Origin of the sequence: Chryseobacterium angstadtii, from assembly GCF_001045465.1 — a bacterium.
GTDB classification, from domain to species: domain Bacteria; phylum Bacteroidota; class Bacteroidia; order Flavobacteriales; family Weeksellaceae; genus Chryseobacterium; species Chryseobacterium angstadtii.
Window position 1 is genome coordinate 491,125 of the sequence record NZ_LFND01000001.1, and the last position, 18,985, is coordinate 510,109.

The 18,985-nt window shown below is 38.8% G+C and carries 14 protein-coding genes; 6 read left to right on the top strand and 8 right to left on the bottom strand.

Translation table 11 applies throughout. The features are described from left to right. Positions 1–11: 11 nt before the first annotated feature. The 7 genes from ACM46_RS02140 to ACM46_RS02170 all read right to left on the bottom strand — a co-directional run bounded on the left by ACM46_RS02140 (position 12) and on the right by ACM46_RS02170 (position 12,164). A complete protein-coding gene (locus ACM46_RS02140; RefSeq protein ID WP_048504960.1) occupies positions 12–1,439 on the bottom strand; it encodes a glycoside hydrolase family 125 protein in 1,428 nt (475 codons plus the stop codon). Positions 1,440–1,470: 31 nt separating this feature from the next. Further along, on the bottom strand, positions 1,471–3,705 hold the full coding sequence (locus tag ACM46_RS02145) for a GH92 family glycosyl hydrolase (protein ID WP_048505569.1): 2,235 nt from the start codon (positions 3,703–3,705) through the stop codon (positions 1,471–1,473). A gap of 128 nt (positions 3,706–3,833) precedes the next feature. Continuing rightward, positions 3,834–4,805 carry a glycoside hydrolase family 130 protein gene (locus tag ACM46_RS02150; RefSeq protein WP_048504961.1) on the bottom strand — a complete coding sequence of 324 codons (972 nt, stop codon included), beginning with the start codon at positions 4,803–4,805 and terminating at the stop codon, positions 3,834–3,836. A 38-nt stretch (positions 4,806–4,843) separates the two neighbouring features. Further along, the gene (locus tag ACM46_RS02155) at positions 4,844–6,136 is read right to left on the bottom strand and encodes an MFS transporter (RefSeq protein WP_048504962.1); all 1,293 of its coding nucleotides are present in this window, start codon (positions 6,134–6,136) and stop codon (positions 4,844–4,846) included. Between the two features lie 192 nt (positions 6,137–6,328). Further along, on the bottom strand, positions 6,329–7,957 hold the full coding sequence (locus ACM46_RS02160; RefSeq protein WP_048504963.1) for a SusD/RagB family nutrient-binding outer membrane lipoprotein: 1,629 nt from the start codon (positions 7,955–7,957) through the stop codon (positions 6,329–6,331). 12 nt (positions 7,958–7,969) lie between these two features. Beyond that, positions 7,970–10,867, bottom strand: a complete 2,898-nt coding sequence (locus ACM46_RS02165; protein ID WP_173426460.1) for a SusC/RagA family TonB-linked outer membrane protein — start codon at positions 10,865–10,867, stop codon at positions 7,970–7,972. 418 nt (positions 10,868–11,285) lie between these two features. After that, positions 11,286–12,164: an AraC family transcriptional regulator gene (locus ACM46_RS02170; protein WP_048504964.1), complete on the bottom strand. Its 879-nt coding sequence runs from the start codon at positions 12,162–12,164 to the stop codon at positions 11,286–11,288. A gap of 244 nt (positions 12,165–12,408) precedes the next feature. Between ACM46_RS02170 and ACM46_RS02175 the strand changes: the two genes are divergently transcribed. From ACM46_RS02175 to fabF, 6 genes are all read left to right on the top strand, one after another. Beyond that, positions 12,409–13,275, top strand: coding sequence for a helix-turn-helix domain-containing protein (locus ACM46_RS02175; RefSeq protein ID WP_048504965.1), 867 nt, complete (start codon positions 12,409–12,411; stop codon positions 13,273–13,275). Positions 13,276–13,363: 88 nt separating this feature from the next. Further along, positions 13,364–13,780 (top strand): OsmC family protein, encoded by a 417-nt coding sequence (locus tag ACM46_RS02180; protein ID WP_048504966.1) that lies wholly within the window; start codon positions 13,364–13,366, stop codon positions 13,778–13,780. A 261-nt stretch (positions 13,781–14,041) separates the two neighbouring features. Continuing rightward, a complete protein-coding gene (locus ACM46_RS02185; RefSeq protein WP_048504967.1) occupies positions 14,042–14,647 on the top strand; it encodes a TetR/AcrR family transcriptional regulator in 606 nt (201 codons plus the stop codon). Between the two features lie 10 nt (positions 14,648–14,657). Continuing rightward, entirely contained in the window at positions 14,658–15,926 is a 1,269-nt protein-coding gene (locus tag ACM46_RS02190; RefSeq protein WP_048504968.1) for an acetyl-CoA C-acetyltransferase, read from the top strand. Between the two features lie 9 nt (positions 15,927–15,935). Further along, positions 15,936–16,361, top strand: a complete 426-nt coding sequence (locus ACM46_RS02195) for a PaaI family thioesterase (RefSeq protein WP_048504969.1) — start codon at positions 15,936–15,938, stop codon at positions 16,359–16,361. A 2-nt stretch (positions 16,362–16,363) separates the two neighbouring features. Continuing rightward, a complete protein-coding gene (fabF, locus tag ACM46_RS02200; protein ID WP_048504970.1) occupies positions 16,364–17,605 on the top strand; it encodes a beta-ketoacyl-ACP synthase II in 1,242 nt (413 codons plus the stop codon). Between the two features lie 508 nt (positions 17,606–18,113). Here the strand turns inward: fabF and ACM46_RS02205 are convergent. Further along, complete coding sequence (locus ACM46_RS02205) at positions 18,114–18,869, bottom strand: murein L,D-transpeptidase catalytic domain family protein (RefSeq protein WP_048504971.1); 756 nt, start codon at positions 18,867–18,869, stop codon at positions 18,114–18,116. Positions 18,870–18,985: the final 116 nt, after the last annotated feature.

Below are 18,985 nucleotides of genomic sequence, written 5' to 3' on the forward strand. Positions count from 1 at the left end.
AATCAATAGTCCTAAGTCAACAGGTCCGGATTCTTGTTAAAGGTATCCCACAAGAGTTCGCCAAAGAGTGTATTGGCCCATGCAAACCACTCTCTTGTAAATTTCTTATCGTTGTCTTTGTGGAAGGATTCATGCATAAATCCTGTTCCTCCATGCGTTTTCTGTAAAGTCTCTATACACCATTTGATTTCTTTTCTATCCTGGGTGGTAAGGGCTTTCATAATGATGCTCATCGGCCAGATCATATCAAGACCAATGTGAGGTCCTCCGATTCCTTCTGCCAGTTTTCCTTTGAAGAAGAACGGGTTATCCTGTGACCAAATATATTTTCTGGTATTTATATAAATGGGATCATCTGCTTTCACCGCCCCCAGATAAGGTAATCCCAGTAAACTCGGGCAGTTGGCATCATCCATTAAGTTATAGCTCCCGAATCCGTTGGTTTCAAAAGCGTAGATCTTTCCATATTCAGGGTGATCGTAGATTCCGTATTTCTTGATGGCAGCATCTACCTCATCAGCAAGGCTGTTGAGCTGCTGGGCCAATGCTTTTTCATTTTTAATCTGTGCAACCATTTCTGCTGCCTGACGTAAGCTTACCACCGCAAATAAGTTGGAAGGAATCAGAAAAGCGTAGATGGTAGCATCATCACTCGGACGGAACATAGAATTGATTAATCCTACAGGTTTTGTGGGATAGCCGTAGCCTCCCATCGGGATTCCGTCTGTAGCCCAAGCCGTCGTACGCTCGAACTTATAAGGCCCCAGGTTTGTTTTTCTCTGCTGCTCTATGAAAGTCTGTAAAGTAAGCTTAATTCCTTTCAGCCAGTTGTTATCAAATGGTTTTGTATCTCCGGTGGTTTTCCAGAAATGGTAGGCGAGACGGATAGGATAACACAATGAATCTATCTCCCATTTTCTCTCATGGATGCCGGGTTTCATATCCGTATGATCATATTCTTTCCATTTGCTTATTTTATTTTCATCATTATAAAAAGCATTGGCATAAGGATCTTTAAGGATAAATTCTGTTTGTTTATGGATAACTCCTGCGATAAGCTGATGTAATTTTTCGTCTTTTTTGGAGAACTGCAGATAAGGGAAAACCTGTGCAGAACTGTCACGAAGCCACATGGCATCTATATCTCCAGTAATCACATAGGTATCCGGAGTTCCGTTGGTTTCTTTATAAAAAACGGTAGTATCTAAAGTATTTGGGAAACAGTTTTCAAAAAGCCATGACAGCTCTTTGTTTTTCACTTTCTTTTTAAAAGCCGCAATCGCACTTTCTACCGCCTCACTGGTAAAATTTCTTTTATCTTTCGGAACGCGGACAACAGGAAAATCTTCCACACTCAGCGTTTTAGCAAAAACATTCTGAGTAAACAGTAATCCCGCTCCTGCAAGTGCACTTGTCTTTATAAACTTTCTCCTTTCCATTATACTTTTTGTTTCGTTATTTTTTATTGATTTATTTTACAGGCTTGCTTCCCATTACAAATTTCAGTTCGCCGCCGTTCATAATATCACTGTGATTGATTTCCCAGCTTTTGAATTCCTTCCCGTTCAAAAACATTTTCTGAACATAGATATTTTTATCAGATATCTTATCGGCAATTACGGTGAATGTTTTTCCGTTCTCCAGCTTCAAAGAAACTTTTGGAAATTGCGGTGCTCCAATGGCGTAGACAGGTTTCCCCGGCGTCACAGGATAGAATCCTAATGAGGAAAAAATATACCATGCCGACATCTGGCCGCAGTCTTCATTATTCACAATACCATCCGGTTTTGCTGCATACATATTGTCGCGGATGAATTTTACCATATTTTGGGTTTTGTAAGGCGCTCCTGCATAATTGTACAGATAAGGAACATGATGTCCCGGCTCGTCGCCAAATCCCAGAGAACCGATAAATCCTGAAATATCCACATGCTGCTCACCAATCATTTTAAGTTCTTCGGTGAAAGTTTTATCAAGCTTTTCTTCAAAGCCTTTTTTTCCACCATATAAATTCATCATTTCGTCAATCTGGTGAGGAACGAAGAAATCATAGGCCCAGATATTTCCGGAAACCCAGTGCGGCTGTAGTTTTTTCCAGTCGTTTAAAGGAAAATCCGGGAGAAATTCTCCGTTTTTCTGTCTTGGCCAGAAGTGGTTGTTTTCTTTGTTGAAGGTATTGAGAAAGCTCATTGAACGTTTCTTATACACTTCTGCCTCTTCTTTTTTGCCCAGTTTTTCGGCAAGCTGCTGAATACACCAGTCGTCATACGCATATTCCAGTGTTGCAGAAACAGAAGCTCCGTTTTCTGACGGGGTGTAGCCTAATTTAATATAATCATTAAGACCGCCGCCACCATCGCTGCTGCTCATTTTGTCCGTTAAAGAAGCGTCTTTCATCGCTGCGAATGCTTTTTCCTGGTCAATTCCCGGCACGCCTTTGGAAATAGCATCCCAGATAACCGATACACTGTGATAGCCCAACATACAGAAATTATCATATCCGCACAGCTCCCAGATCGGCATGTGATCTTTACGGTCTGTATACCTGCTGATCAGGGAATTGGCAAATTCTTTGGTATGCTTCTGATCCATAATGGTCAACAGCGGATGGGTTGCTCTGAAACCGTCCCAATATGAATATGTACTGTAGTTCGTAAACCATTTGGTATTCATATTTTCCTGAGCGGCCACATAATCTCCATTGGTGTCCATATACAGATTAGGAGCAATGAATGTATGGTACACTCCGGTATAGAAAATTTTTCTCTGATCGTCTGTACCGCCGGTCACCTGAAATCTGCTGATAAGATCTCTCCACGTATTCTGAGCGGTTTCTTTTGCTTTTGCAAAATCTACATTCTTAGCTTCTGCGTCAAAGTTTTCCTGAGCTCCTTCTGTACTTACCGGAGATAAAGAAACTTTCACTTCAATACTTTCGTTCTCCTGAGTAGAAAACCGTACAAAAGCTTTAGCATCTTTGGCAAGAGCGATCTTTTCGTTCTCTTTTATCTTCCCTTCGGAGTAGGTTCCGTAAGATTTAAACGGTTTTGAAAATTCCATCACAAAATAAGCGAATCTTTTTCCTCCCCAGCCGTTGCTGTAGCAGTAACCTTTGATCTTATTGTTTCCTTCTATACTTACCAACGTATGATAAATATTTCCGAAGATTTTATTTGTTGGATCTATGATGACATTGGCTTCTTCACTTTTTGGAAAAGTATATTTATGAAAACCAACTCTTGGTGAAGCAGTAAGCTCAGCTTTAATTCCATAACTGTCCAGCATCACTGAATAATAACCCGGAGAAGCTGTCTCTCTATCATGACTGAATGTAGAGCGGTAGCCAGTTTCCGGCTTTTCTTCTGAACCCGGAAGCATCTTTATTTTCCCAACTGTCGGCATGACCAGGATATCTCCAAGATCTGCCCAGCCTGTTCCGCTAAGATGATTATGACTGAATCCCATAATGGTTTTGCTGCTGTAATGGTAACCGGAACACCAGTCCCAGTCGCCACTTTTTGTATTCTGATCCGGACTGAGCTGGATCATCCCGAAAGGCGTAGTAGCTCCGGGGAACGTATGGCCGTGTCCTCCTGTTCCAATGAAAGGATCTACCCATGAAAGGACATCATCCTTCCGTTGCTGGGCATTTCCTACTTGAGAAAACAGGATCATTGATAAAAATATAAGCAGTTCTTTTTTCATAATCATAATAAGGAAATCTTAAAAAATCTTCAATATAGCAGTTTATTTAACAATATAAAAACCGTCAGCATGATTTCAATAAGCAGAAAAATAAAGTTAATCAACATATTTCTGATCTTTTGATCGGCTTAAAGTGAGTTATTCTTCATAAACTCAATAATTTCTGAAATATATCCAAACGCAATGGCCACCACAGTATCTGCAGCACCATAATATACCGTAACCTTATCGCCTTCTGAAAGTGCAGCACACGGGAACACTACATTCGGGATGTCTCCTGTAAGCTCGTACAATTCCGCAGGAGCGAGCAGGTAAGGTTTTGTTCTGTACAATACTTTAGACGGATCTTCCAGGTCCAGCAATGCTGCTCCCATAGAATATCTGAATCCTCTGCAGGTATTGATCACACCATGATAAAAAAGAAGCCATCCTTCTTCTGTTTTAATAGGAACGGGTCCTGCTCCTATTTTGGTACACTGCCAGGCACTGTCTTCAAAAGGTGACACTTTCATTACGCAACGGTGCTCGCCCCAGTATTTCATATCCGGGCTGTAGCTGATATAGATATCTCCGAAAGGGGTATGTCCGTTATCACTCGGTCTGCTCAGCATGGCATATTTCCCATCAATCTTTTCAGGAAAAAGAACTCCGTTTCTATTGAAAGGCAGGAATGCATTTTCGCACTGAAAAAATTCTTTAAAATCGAAAGTATAAGCAATTCCGATGGTAGGTCCATGATATCCGTTGCACCAGGTAATCCAGTAACGGTCTTCTATAAAAGCAACCCTCGGGTCGTATTTATAATCTGATTCTATCATTTCAGTATTTCCGGCTTGCATATCAATAGGGTCGTGATTGATTTCCCAATTGATCCCATCCTTACTGAAGCCTGCAAAAATATTCATCTGCACGGCTTTATTGTCGCAACGGAAAACTCCTGCAAAACCATCTTCAAAAGGAACCACGGCACTGTTGAAAATGCTGTTGGATGTAGGTATCGCATATCTGTTGATAATCGGGTTTGCAGAGTAACGCCACATGATATCGCGGCTGTCTTCCGGACGATCCTGCCAAGGGATCTTTGCTGGTTGAAATGTCATAAAGTATTTTTACTTTTTTAAAAGGTTTAATAATTGATTTAGTGTTCTTTTAGTTTTTCAGGATAGGAGAACGGAACCATTAATGTGACAATAAAAGCAGGGATCGTGGCAATAAGTACCCAGATGAAGAATACTTTATATCCTACCCAATCACTGATCATTCCGCTGAACATTCCGGGAATCATGACACCGAGGTTCATAATACCGGTTGCAAAGGCATAGTGAGCTGTTTTATGTTCTCCCGGGGCAATCTGCTGCATAATGTAGAGCATCAGTCCTACAAAGCCGAAACCATAGCCAAAATATTCCACTACAACGGCAACTCCTACCGGAAGCAGTTCTGTCGGCTGAAAATAAGCCAGCAATGCATACACTACAAAAGGAATATTAAAGGCAGAGCACAACCAGATCAGAGATTTTTTCAGGCCTCTTCCGGCAATGAAATAACCAGCCAGCACAGATCCTAAAATAAATGCCGCTGAGCCATAAGTCCCGTAAATAAGACCAATATCTGAGGTAGACAGGCCCAATCCTCCTGAAGTTCTCGGAGCTTTAAAAAACAAAGGGGCAATTTTAATGGCGAATCCTTCTGCAAAACGGTACAGGATAATAAAAAGCACGGCCCACATAATATTTTTCTTTTTGAAAAAAGAGGTAATTACTTCCATTAATTCCTGACGAACATTTCCAGCTTTCCTGACTTGTTTTTGGTTTGCCTGTTTATGTTCTTTCGGTAAAACAATATAATGATAGACCGCTAAAGCCAAAAACAGCAGACCATAAATTCCCATAATGATCATCCATGCATTAACAACGCCTTCTGTTTTTTCTAAAACTCCGGCAAAATAAACCAGAACTCCACTGCTGATGATTTTGGCCAGATTGTAGAAAGCTCCCTGCCAGCCAATGTATTTCGCCTGTTCTTTGTTCGTTAAAAAATTAATATACGTACCATCTGCAGCAATATCATGCGTTGCTCCACAAAATGCAACTACTGCAAAAAGGGCAATGCTATATTTAAAAAAATCGGGCAGAGGCAGCGTTAAAGCGATTAAGGCAAACAAAATTCCTATGGCAAACTGAGCGGCAACAACAAAGAACTTTTTGGTCTTATAAATTTCGAGGAAAGGACTCCAGAGAGGTTTCAATGTCCACGAAAACATAATAAGAGCGGTCCAGAAAGTAATTTTTGAATCTGAAACTCCCATATCCTTATACATAATTCCGGAAACTGCATTTATAGTCACAAAGGGAATTCCCATTGCGAAATATAAGGTAGAGATCCAGAAGATTGGTTTTACCGAGCGGGCTTCAGTATTGTTGTTTCCCATATTCAAACTAAAATATTAAAGATAAAAAGAGGCCTCTCAAAAGTACCATTCCGGGTTGAAACGAAACTAAAATTGAAGAATCCTGAAACTACGCTTTTTAAGAGATTTCTTCTTCCGGAAGGAAAAAAACCAAATTAAATCTAACTTTTGAGGCGGCCTCTGTATCTTTATAACTGACTTGTTTTTAAATGCTTATTTTTTATCCCACCACAGTTTGGTACCTCCTGTATCCGGACCTCCGATATATTGCAGGGCCTGTGCATAGTTCAGGGTATTATTTCTGTATTTGGTTGGGATAGGAATTCTTCTGACCATAGCATCTGTACTGATGGTTCCCTGGCTGTCATTCAGAACATTTTTGAAAATAATCGGATACCCGGTTCTTCTCTGTTCTGCCCATGCTTCGGATCCGTCAGGATAAATGGCAATCCATTTCTGAGTCATGATTCTCTCCAGTTTTCTTTCGAAAGTATCGCCATCGTTCCATTTAATGGTAATGGTACTTAACATCGGGCTTCCTGCAGGAATACTGTTTGAAGAATTCTTAGTATCAATATAGGGTGCTTCTTTTGAAGTGGCATCTGCGATATAGGTTGCATAAGCAGAACTTTTTCCCCATTCTGCAAATGACATTTCAATTCCTTTATTATAGTTTACCCCGGCATCTCCGGCACCTGCATACCCTCTGATTGCTGCTTCTGCTTTCAAAAACCAGATTTCTGCAGCAGTGAACACCTTATTTTTTCCGCTGCTGTTAGAGAAATAATCTCCTGTTGCAGCTGCAGCGATAGGTTGTGAAAAGTCTCCGTAACGGTCTTTACTTCCACCCAAATCTACACCTTGTCTTATTCCTATATATTGACCAGCTACAGTAGGATCGGTAGCAGGTTTGGCATAAGCAGGTCTTCTTGGGTCATTAAATCCGTTCATATATGCCATTAACGGAGCTCCAATTTTACAGTCACCCCATGAATAAATAATATCGCTCAGAGGAGAAGCTCCTCCGTAGTTAATCAAAGCATTGGAAGAATTATCATCAATAAATCCTACAGGTGAAGCTAAAGCCTGCTCTGCATAAAGTCTTGACTTCGCAGGATCTGCATAGCTGATTCTCATAGCAAATCTCAATCTTAAAGAATTCGCAAGTTTGGCCCAGCTAGCCAGGCTGCCTCCGTATATAAGATCTGATTTGCTAATAACCGCCTTATCTTCTACACCCGGGGTTTGCTGAAGATCCGCAATAGCAGACGTAAGATCCGAGATAAAATTATTGTAGGCTTCCTGCTGGGAGTCAAAATCGGTAATTCCGGTTGCTACATCCGGGGTTTCAAATTTACTGTAAATAATAGGTCCGTGTGCATCTGACACTTTGCTGGCAGATATCACTTTAAGAATTTTCACCAGAGCCAGTGATGCTTTAAAATTGATCCCCGGATAGTTTTTTTGAATTACTGTGTTGATGGCTTTTGATTTATCAAAAACGTCTTCCAGCTGTGTCATCATAATTCTTTCATTCCAGCCGTCCATCATGAAATAAGTGGTATTATTTCTTCCTCCATTATAGGGAGTAGCCGTACTGAAAAGACCACTGTACATATCTGCGTTAAGATTGGTCTGCAGCTGGTAAATCCAGTTAGTAGAACTTTCCTGGTTTCTCTGCATCAATTTTAAAGGATTCACAATCTGGGTAAAATCAGCATTAAAATTTTCAGGTCCACCAATATATTCCTGATTATATTTATCAAATTCACTTGTACAGCTTAGGGCAGAAGCCAGCATAAGCGCACTGAATGATACTGTTTTAATATATGATATTTTCATTGTTCTTAAAAATTAGAAGTTAGCTTTTAGTGACAGACCAATTGATCTGGTAATTGGCATTCCAAACATATCTATTCCTACTCCACCAGGATTCACTCCAGACACTTGTTCCGGATCAAATGGAGCATCTTTATACAAGAAAAATAAGTTGCTTCCGATGAGACTCACCGTAGCATTTTCCATATATTTCGAATGAATATCAAATGTATATGAAATTGAAGCCTGTCTCAGACGTACTGCTGTAGCTTTGTACATATAAGGTTCATCAATGGACCCTGATACTTTTGAATAATATTTTTCCGCATCAGTTAATCCGGTATAAGCAGTTCCATTCTCGTAAACAGCATTTGGAATACTTACGCCTCCTCTATCACGGGCATCCGCTGAAGCCTGGCTTACACCAAACTGGTCATTTTTAGCCTGAGTATAGCCCAATACCTTCCCACCAAACTTACCGTCAATCAGGAAGCTAATTCCTAATTTTCCGATGTTAAATGAGTTATTGAAACCAAGAATAAATTTAGGGTTTGGATTTCCAAGATACTGAACCTGATTTTCATCTCTTAATGGAACACCATCTGCATCTACAATAATTCTACCCTGTCCATCTCTTTTGAATACTGATCCGTAAATATCACCAAACGAACCTCCTACCTTCAGTCTGTTATATCCACCACCGGCAAGCACAAAGGTCTTGTCCTCCGGAAGTTTTAAACTGGAAGGGAACAATTCTTTAATTACATTTTTGTTGGCAGATGCGTTAACCGTTGTTGTCCATCCGAATTTTGGTCCCCCAAATACTTTATAGGATAAGCTGGATTCAAAACCTCTATTCTGAATTTTACCGGCATTAATATCAAATCTGCCTGTTCCAAATCCTAAGTTAGAAGAAATTTCAATAGCCTGCAACAACTGGTTGGACACGATTGAGTTATAATACGTAAAATCGAAACTCAAACGGTTATCAAAAAGTCTTAACTCTGTTCCTGCTTCAAAGGTTTCATTAAGTTCCGGTCTTGGAAACAGTTCTGAGAAAGCCGGATTGGTAACAGGAGACGAAGTTGGATTGATAACGGTACCTGCATTCACCTGATAAATCTGCGAGCCTGTCAGGAAGGCCGGAGGTAAGCCCAGACCTACTTTAGCGTAAGAACCTCTTATTTTCCAAAAATTAATGGTTTTTGGAAGAGTAAAAATTTCCGACAGAATGGCATTTATTCCCACAGATTCATAATCAAAAGATTTTTGGCTGGCATTTGCCAAGCTGGAATCCCAATCGTTTCTGAACGTCAAATCAAGATATATGATTTTTTTATATCCGACATTGGCACTTGCAAAGACAGACTGCACCTGTTTTTTCGTACTATACTGCAGGTAGCTTATACCGTTTCCGTTCTGGCCCGGCCACTGCAGGTTATTTTGTGTAAACAGGTTAGGAATCACCAAAAGATTATTTTCAAGACTGCTTGAAGTATATCTTTGAGTGTTGATACTTCCTCCTACTGTAAAATCTAAAGAGATATCATCTGTAATTTTCGGGCTACCGCTTAATAAGGCATCCCCATAAGTGGATGAAGTTTCAATAACATCTTTGTAAAGTTTACCATTATCATTTCCTCCCAATAATACCGGCAGTGAATAAACTGCTACATTACGCTGGCTGTCTGATGTAGTATAACTATAATTTCCTCTTACCCGTGCAGATAACCAAGGATTGATCTGATAGCTCAGGGTAGCAGCACTGTAAAGATTTTTATTTTTTGTGGTTACGGGGTTCTGATTAAGAATCCAATACGGGTTTTGAGATTCTACACTAAAACTTCCGTCCGGTTTTATTGCCCACCAGTTTTGGGCAGGAAGCAACCTGTTGCTATTTAAGTAAGAATAATTTGAACCACTGAATTGATCAAAATCAATTCCTCTTGGTAACCAGTAAAGATTCACCAACGGCGAGTAGTAAGAACCCGGTGTCAGTCTGTTTTTACCGTTTTGCAGAGATCCCATAAAGTTGGCATCCAAAGTCAGTTTATCATCCAAAAATTTACTTGAATTCCTGAAGTTGATATTATACTGATCAAATACGGATGTTGGAATAATCCCTTTATTGGTGGTATTTCCTATAGAGAAGAAGTTGTTGGATTTTTCATTTCCTGACTGAAAAGAAATATTATTAACCCATGTAGCTCCTGTCTGTAAGAAATCTTTAAGATAGTCTTTTGAAGCTCCCTTTACTCCCCAGCTCTGCTGAGAACCTGTTTGTCCGTTTGCAGGATCGTAAGGAATACTCTGCAGATAGCTGTGCTGTAGCTCTGGAAGACTATAAGCCTTATCAAGAGTCAAACTTGTATTATACGATAATCTGCTTCTCCCTGCTTTTCCTTTTTTGGTAACAATCAATACTGCTCCATTTCCTCCTGCACCTCCGTACAAGGCTGCAGCCGAAGCTCCTTTCAGGAAGTTAATACTTTCAATGTCTTCGGGGTTAATGGAACTTAATACATCTCCTGTATCAGGCATGGATGCATAAAAATCAACATTGGGCCCCTTCGTGTTGTTAATAATAGGAATACCATCAATTACATAGAGTGGCTGGCTGTTCCTTGTTGATTTATCTCCCCTCATTACAACCCTCACTGATCCTCCAACACCGCCATTGGTTTTATTAATCTGCACGTTGGAAACCTTTCCGTTGATTGAATTCAAAAGATTGGGTGTTTTTACTTCTGTAAGCTCATCCCCTCCGATCTGCTGACTGGAGTACGTAAGTGAACGCACCTGCCTTTTTATCCCCAAAGAAGTAACAACCACCTCTTCTATTTTGGTTGTTTTAGCAGTATCTGCCTTTTTTGTTTCCTGTGCGTAGGCAGATAAAGAAATAGCTAATAAAACCGGTATAACAGTTTTTCTCATAAGGTTTAGTTTTATTAAGATTTGTTTGAGAATCAACTACATCCCTTTAAATATTGTATACGTTTTAAAAACAAGATTTATCTTCCTATTTCTTTAACATTACATCCTGTTTACATCAAATAATTAAAGTTTTGTTAAGATTTAATTCATATTAACAAATCTAAATTTTGTACCCAGTCTGATATAATGTTATTTTATCATAAAACGATATTATTTATTCAGGTCTTTTTTCAACATATCATTTACGCTCTGATTTGCAGTAAAATAGGTTAATTCCACATATATTCTTTTCAGTTATTAATGTGACATTTTTTTAACACTTTATGATTAAAATGCATCTGATGCCCATAAAAAAATCCGGATAAAAAATATCCGGATCCTGAGAAGATAAAAATGTATTTCCTTAATTTAAAAAACGTTACTCGATTTTTTTCACGCCTTTAAATAATTCTTTAAATTCAGTGGGTGTTGTTTTTTTAATCGATTTAAACACCTTATTAAAATTGGCAATATTATTAAACCCAGCTTCAAAAGCCGTCTCAAAAACGGTCAGATTCTTCTCCATTAACCATCTTGCTGCATAGCTGATCCTTATTTCGTTCAGATAATTCACAAAAGTCTTACCTGTTCTTTTTTTGATAAACCGGTTGAAAGTTACACTGCTCATATTAATCAGCGAGGCAGCATCATGCAGTGTGATTTTGCTTTCAAAGTTTTTATGGACAAAGTCATGCACAATTTTCATTTTATCATTATCTGCAAAGGTTTCAAGCTCTATGCTGTAGGAGGATAAAAGTGTTTTATCTTCTGCAATGGCCAGTTCATTAAGAATTTTCATGATCTCGATAAAAGATTCAAAACTGCTCATTTTAGATAAATTGAGAAAGGAGTCTTTTAGCTTTTCAGCAGTTTCCTGCGAAAATAAAATTCCCCGAATCGAGTCCTTCATGAGGTTGCTGATAGGTTTCAGGATGTTTTTATCCATTAATGACTGGTTAAAGAAATCCTGATTAAACTGTACTGTAATCTCGTGTGTTTTCCTAGTTTTACATTTATGATTCGCCCAGCAATGGGGCAGATTGGGGCCTACCAAAACCAGCTCTATATCTCCTATTTCTCCTGTATGATCTCCAATCATCCGGCGGTATCCTTTTCCCTTACTAATAAAATTGATTTCGATTTCCGGGTGATAATGGTACGGAAAATCAAAAGATGCCTTGATCCTGTCGAACACAAGAAAACTGTCCTCAGGAGATAACGGCGTGATTTCTCTCAAAATATTTTCTAGCTTACTCATCTAATCTTTGAAGAAATTAAAATTATCATTCAATACGGTACTTTTTACAAAATTGATAAAAAACCAATCCACTAATATATAATTTTTATTTTTTCTATGATTTTTATATAAAAAAATTAAACCAATAGATAAAATGGATAATAGAAATTCAATTGATTGTATAAAAATATATTAATGCAGTCAGGTTTTATTTATTAATAGGCTGAAAACCTTCTTTTTTGTATCTTTCAACTAAAGTAATTGTATGCCGAAGCAGCTTATTTTTGAAGACCATTATAAAAAACTCGGACTTGAAATATTCTCCGAAGAAAATCTGGAAAGTATCAATGGAACGCCATTCAGGTATACTATTAAAATTCTTTTCGTCCCGGAAGGCTATGAACTTACGGTAGATTTCAATCATTATAAAGTTTCAAAGCCCTCACTCTTTTTTCTCACTACTCAAAATCTTAAAGTAGAAAAAGGAAAAGAAAACGCTATGCTTCTCTACTATAACCGTGATTTCTACTGCATCCAGATCCACGACAAAGAAGTGGCCTGCGACGGGCTCCTTTTCCATAATGTATTTGAAATACCTTTCGTAGAACTTACCGATGCAGAAACTTCCGATATTAAAAATTTATTCCAACATATAAAAGATGAGCTGGAATGGAAAGATTCCTCTGCGGAGGAAATGATCCGGACGTACGTAAAGCAAATCATTATTCGTGCCACCAGAAACTGGAAAAAACAGCATCTGGATAATGATCATATAAAAATACCAGGCAGCGAGCTGGATGTTTTCAGAGATTTCAGCAGGTATCTGGAAATTCACTTCAGGGAAAAACACAATGTGGCAGATTATGCGGAACTTCTTCATATGGCTCCCAAAACTTTAACCCATAAGTTTAAAAACCTGAATATAGATTCTCCGAATCAGTTGATCATCAACAGAATCCTTCTGGAAGCTAAAAGACTGCTTTTTTATACTGACAAACCGGTTAAAGAGGTGGCTTATGATCTTGGTTATGAAGACCCGGCTTATTTTAACAGACTGTTCACTAATAAAACGGGAAGCACCCCTTCTAATTTCAAAAAAAATTACTCTTCGGGAAAAAAGTACAATATATAAGTCTTTTTATCTATTGAATACAGCTTTTAACCACCATATATTTGTAACATCAAAATCAACATATTAAAAACAACAAAAAACAAACATTATGAGACGTAACGCAACAGCCGTTTGGAACGGTAACATCAAAGAAGGTAAAGGACATTTAACCACTCAAAGTACCACTTTAAATGAAACTCAGTATTCTTTCAACAGCCGATTTGCAGACGGAGTGGGAACTAATCCTGAAGAATTGCTGGCTGCAGCGCATGCGGGTTGTTTCACTATGAAGCTAAGTGCAGAGCTTTCCCAGGCAGGTTTTACTCCTGAAGAATTAAAAACCACTTCTGTGATTACTCTTGACCCAAGCATAGGAAAAATTACAAAATCTGAATTGACTTTAACAGCAAAAGTTCCGGGAATTTCCGAAGAAGATTTCCAGAAATATGCGAAAATAGCTGAAGAAGGTTGCCCGGTAAGTGCGGCTTTCAACTTTGAAATTACGCTGAATGCTACTTTAGCTTAATTATATAAAAATTCTTTATCTGAACCATTAAGTTTTTTAGGTACAGCTTTTTACATCCGCTGGCGGATTCTTAACTATTCTTCAATGCTTAAAAAAAACTTAATGGGTTAATTCTTTTCCAGCAGATTATGCGAATCTAGCAGATTTTTCATCAGTTTTTTTTTACGACTCAACAAAAACAGAGGTTTTAAAAAAGCTTCACAATTAAAATATACCGATCGGTATATTTTTTGTATATTTGTAAGGAAATTAAACATTTAAATGTCAAAAGCAGAAAAGACAAAACAGTTCATTATTGAGAAAACAGCTTCTTTGTTCAATACCAAAGGCTATATGGCTACGTCTTTATCAGATATTACAGAAGCTACAGGCCTCACAAAAGGAAGCATATATGGAAACTTTGGAAATAAAAATGAAGTGGCACTTGAAGTCTACAAATATAATTCAAGTCTTTTAGCTAAGAATATGAACCGTTCTTTAGGGGACGAATTTCCAAGCACCATTGATAAACTGAATGCTTTTGTGAATTTCTACAGAAAAAACTGGAAAACGGTATTTGAAAATGGCGGCTGCCCTTTAATGAATGCCGCAACAGAAGCTGACGATACTTTTCCGGGGCTGAAAAAACAGGTGACACAATCTTTTGAAGGCTGGATCAAAAAAATAGCAGACGTTATTGAAGAAGGACAGAAAACCGGAGAAATACAGCCGGATTTAAATGCTGATGAATACGGCTCTCTTTTTATTATGCTGGTAGAAGGCGGAATACTGCTCGCCAAAACCACAGAAGACGAAAGCTATCTGCATCTGGCTTTAGACAGGATATTATTCATGATCAACAAAGAACTCAACATACTTCCTTCCTAAATATTTCAATATGGAAACAAAAAAAGTAGCTATCGTAGGATACAGCCGGATTCCTTTTGCAAGAATCAATACAGCTTATGCAGATCTGGGTAATCAGGAGCTTTTGGAAGCTTCTCTCAACGGGCTCATCAATAAGTATCAACTGCAGGGAAAACTTCTTGGCGAAGTGGCCGGAGGTGCTGTCATCAAACATATTTCAGAAAGTAACCTCATCAGAGAATCTGTTATGAATACTGCTCTTGATCCGGCAACACCGGCTTGTGATCTTCAGCAGGCCTGTGATACCGGAATTGAGGCCGCCGTTTACATCGGAAATAAAATTGCATTAGGCCAAATTGAAAGCGGTATTGCCTGTGGTGTTGAAGCCATGAGTAATATTCCGTTTGAATCTGCACCGGAACTAAGAAAAGCCCTGCTAAAAGCCAATAAAGAAAAATCAGCATTTGGAAAGCTAAAACAGCTGCTCACCCCAAGACTGAAAGACTGGATGCCTATTCCATACAAAGGACAGGAGCCTAAAACAGGTCTGGTCATGGGCGGACACACCGAAATTACAGCAAAATATTATCACATCTCCCGTGAAGAACAGGATGAATTGGCTTTAAAAAGTCATCAGAATATGGCAAAGGCCTATGACGAAGGTTTTTTTGATGATATGATTATTCCTGCTTTCGGTTTACAGCAGGACAACAACCTCCGAAGAGATACAAGTCTTGAAAAGTTATCTCAGCTAAAACCTGCTTTTGATAAGGCAAACGGAACTTTGACGGCCGGAAATTCAACACCATTTACTGATGGAGCTTCATCCATATTATTAGCCAGTGAAGAATGGGCTCAGGCCAATAATCTTCCCATTTTAGCGTACATCACCTTTTCAGAAGTTGCAGGAATTGAATATGTGGAAAATAAGCAAAATTTACTGTTGGCTCCTGTTTTCGCTGCTGACAGAATGCTGAAGAAAGCCGGAATGAGCTTGGAAGACTTTGATTATTATGAAATCCATGAAGCATTTGCCGCTCAGGTCCTCGCTACTATTAAAATTTGGGAAAATGATGAGCTGGCTAAAAAATTCGGACTGGAAAAAGCTTTAGGAAAAATCGACCGGAATAAACTGAATGTAAAAGGCGGAAGTCTTGCAGTAGCCCATCCTTTTGCCGCAACGGGCGGAAGAATTATCGGGACCCTTGCCAAACTGCTCCATGAAAAAGGAAGCGGAAAAGGGTATATCTCTATTTGTGCCGCACGCGGGCAAGGCGTAACTATGATTTTAGAAAAATAAAACAGATATATGGACAGATTAGTACAGCTTCAGCAATTTATCGGAAAGGAATTTGATCAGTCGCCATCGCCGTTTATGAAATGGCTCAACCCGATTGTTCTTTCGGTAGAAGAGGGACATCTGGAGTTTCAGTATAAGGTAAGGGCTGAATGGCTCAATCCCATCGGAAATCTTCATGGTGGTGTAACAGCAGCCATTGTAGACGACATTATTGGAGCCACGATGTTCTCCTTAAATGAAAATTCTTTCATAACAACCATCAATAATGTGATTGATTATTTTTCAACTGCAAAAGAAAATGATAATATTGTAGCCGAAACAAAAATTATAAAAAGAGGCAGGCAGTTTGTCAATGCTCAATGCGAGATATGGAACGCAGACAAAACAAGACTGATTGCCAGGGGAACCTCTAATCTATTCAAAATTAATAACTAGATATGAAAAGAGTTGTCATTACAGGACTGGGCGCAGTGACGCCTTTGGGGAACAATGTCGAAGATTTTTGGCAAAACAGTATTAACGGGATCAGTGGAGCTGGTTTAATTACTCATTTTGATTCGGAAAAATTTAAAGTACATTTCGCCTGTGAGGTGAAAAATTTTGATCCGAAAGTTCATCTTACCCATAACGAAATAAAAAGGAGCGACCTTTTTTCACAATATGCCATGTATGCTTCTACGGAAGCTCTTCAGGATTCCGGACTGGAACTGGAAAAAATGGATCCGTTTGATACCGGAGTGATCTGGGGAACCGGACAGGGAGGTATGGTTACTTTTGAAGGGGAAGTTATGAATTTTGCAGACGGTGACGGAACCCCGAGGTTCAATCCTTTCTTTGTTCCTAAATTCATCGCCAACATGGCGTCGGGTATGATTTCTATGAAATTTGGTCTGCAAGGAATCAATTACACGACCATTTCTGCATGTGCGACCGGAAATACGGCTCTGATGGATGCATTTAATTATATCCGTCTCGGAAAAGCAAAAGTAATTATCAGCGGTGGTTCTGAGGCTGCCATTACTCCTGCTTCTATCGGTGGCTTCTCTATTATGAAAGCCATGTCTACAAGAAATGATGATTTTGCGACTGCAAGCCGTCCTTATGATGTAGACAGAGATGGTTTTGTAATGGGTGAAGGTGCGGGAGCTTTAGTTCTTGAAGAATATGAACACGCCAAAGCAAGAGGTGCCAAAATATATGCAGAACTTGCCGGCGCCGCAATGACTGCTGATGCTTATCACATGACCGCTCCTCATCCGGACGGAGTAAGTGCTATTAAAGCGATGAAGCTTGCGATGAAGGAGGCCGGAGCCAATTTAGAAGATCTTGATTATCTTAACCCTCATGCCACTTCTACTCCGCTTGGAGATCTTATAGAGTTAAAAGCAATCAGCCAATTATTCGGGGGAAGCAAAAAACTTGATATCAGTGCTACCAAGTCTATGACGGGGCATTTATTGGGTGCTGCCGGGGCTGCAGAAGCGATTCTTTCGATTAAGGCTGTAGAAAAGGGAATTATTCCTCCTACGATTAACCTTCATCATATAGACGAAAACATTCCGAAGGACGTGAACATCGTTTTTGGAGAGGCTAAAGAAAAAGAGATCAATTTTGCGCTGAGTAATGCTTTTGGATTCGGAGGGCATAATGCTACTTTGGTTTTCAAGAAATTCAGCTAGTCTTAGAATATACTACTAAAATCCCTGTACCATAAAGCACAGGGATTTTTTATTGTGGAGAATACTTTAACCACGGATTGCACAAATTTTCACAGATGTTTGTGTATATTATTCATTGTAAAAATCTTTGATTTTCTTTTAACCTTATGTGTTCTTTTTTTCGTTAAGCTTTTAACTTCAAATCAATTAAGCATCAATATCTTTTGTGCCTTTTGTGGTTGAAAATATTCTTTTTTAACCATGGATTTTACAGAGAAGCACGGATATTGATATGGAATTTTTAAGCTCTCGCAGATTCTGCGGATTATGCAGATTTCTTTATCATTCTAAATAAAATCTTGGATTTTTTATAAAACTTCAGTGTACTTTTTGCAGAAGGATTTTAAACTTCAAATTAACTGATGGCGTTAAAACTTTTGTGACTTTTGTGGTTGATTTTTTTTACATTGTTCTGTATTCTGCCCTATTTACAATAAAAAAGCAGCCTGGATCAGACTGCTTTTATACTTTATGCTTTCAACCATTCCGAGGAGGAAAGGTATTTTTGATCGGGATAATAGATGAAAAGGCAATTTCTTCCTTTTATCGTATTAATGATAGGCTGTGTCAATGCTCTTGGCACTGCCGGACATCCCCAGCTTCGTCCGATTCTTTTGTGCATGGATGCAAATTCATCACTCACATAATCTGCTCCGTGCATTACAATAGCTCTTCTGTAGGCTGCATCATTAAATCCTTTATCCATTCCCAGCAGTTTCAGAGAATATCCGTTGTCTCCCTGGTAAGTGGCATCCGTGATATAAAATCCAAGACTGCTCTGCAGCGAACTTTCCGTATTAGAAAAATTCGTCGCAAATTCTTCGCCTGTATTTTTTCCGTGTGCTACCAGTGAATTGAACAGTACCTTTTTCTCTTCCGTGTCAATTACCCAGAGTCTTTTTGTATTTGAAGACATAGAAAAATCGCAGATAGTTAATAAATGCGAATCTTGGTTCAGCAATCCTGCTTTTTTTAGATTTTCGAATCCTGTCAGTGCTTTTGAGAATACTTCGTAATTCAATTCATGCTCAGGATCAAATGAAATTGATTTGTACAATTCTTCTGATGAAGATGCAAGAGCTGTAGTCTTCTCAGATTTCGTATCTGCAACTTTTTCAATTTTCGTTGCGTTTCCATTCTCTGCTTTTACGGCCTTTCTCGGCGAAAGATAGAATGAAGTCGTGACCATATAAATCAGGCCTAATACACTATAAATTCCTCTCATTCAATACTATTAAATTCCAAATTAGTGAGGCAAAATTATAAAAACATAATTACCAGCCTGTTATAAATCCGGAAAGTTTAACTGAATTTAAGAAACTTTAACTTCCTGATTTGGTG

Excerpts from the sequence above, each read along its gene's own strand:
- ACM46_RS02180 (WP_048504966.1), top strand. The coding sequence starts at position 13,364 with ATGAGACGTAACGCAACAGCCGTTTGGAACGGTAACATCAAAGAAGGT.
- ACM46_RS02185 (WP_048504967.1), top strand. The coding sequence starts at position 14,042 with ATGTCAAAAGCAGAAAAGACAAAACAGTTCATTATTGAGAAAACAGCT.
- ACM46_RS02160 (WP_048504963.1), bottom strand. The coding sequence starts at position 7,957 with ATGAAAATATCATATATTAAAACAGTATCATTCAGTGCGCTTATGCTG.
- ACM46_RS02170 (WP_048504964.1), bottom strand. The coding sequence starts at position 12,164 with ATGAGTAAGCTAGAAAATATTTTGAGAGAAATCACGCCGTTATCTCCT.
- ACM46_RS02155 (WP_048504962.1), bottom strand. The coding sequence starts at position 6,136 with ATGGGAAACAACAATACTGAAGCCCGCTCGGTAAAACCAATCTTCTGG.
- ACM46_RS02150 (WP_048504961.1), bottom strand. The coding sequence starts at position 4,805 with ATGACATTTCAACCAGCAAAGATCCCTTGGCAGGATCGTCCGGAAGAC.
- ACM46_RS02190 (WP_048504968.1), top strand. The coding sequence starts at position 14,658 with ATGGAAACAAAAAAAGTAGCTATCGTAGGATACAGCCGGATTCCTTTT.
- ACM46_RS02205 (WP_048504971.1), bottom strand. The coding sequence starts at position 18,869 with ATGAGAGGAATTTATAGTGTATTAGGCCTGATTTATATGGTCACGACT.
- ACM46_RS02195 (WP_048504969.1), top strand. The coding sequence starts at position 15,936 with ATGGACAGATTAGTACAGCTTCAGCAATTTATCGGAAAGGAATTTGAT.
- ACM46_RS02165 (WP_173426460.1), bottom strand. The coding sequence starts at position 10,867 with ATGAGAAAAACTGTTATACCGGTTTTATTAGCTATTTCTTTATCTGCC.
- ACM46_RS02140 (WP_048504960.1), bottom strand. The coding sequence starts at position 1,439 with ATGGAAAGGAGAAAGTTTATAAAGACAAGTGCACTTGCAGGAGCGGGA.
- ACM46_RS02145 (WP_048505569.1), bottom strand. The coding sequence starts at position 3,705 with ATGAAAAAAGAACTGCTTATATTTTTATCAATGATCCTGTTTTCTCAA.
- fabF (WP_048504970.1), top strand. The coding sequence starts at position 16,364 with ATGAAAAGAGTTGTCATTACAGGACTGGGCGCAGTGACGCCTTTGGGG.
- ACM46_RS02175 (WP_048504965.1), top strand. The coding sequence starts at position 12,409 with ATGCCGAAGCAGCTTATTTTTGAAGACCATTATAAAAAACTCGGACTT.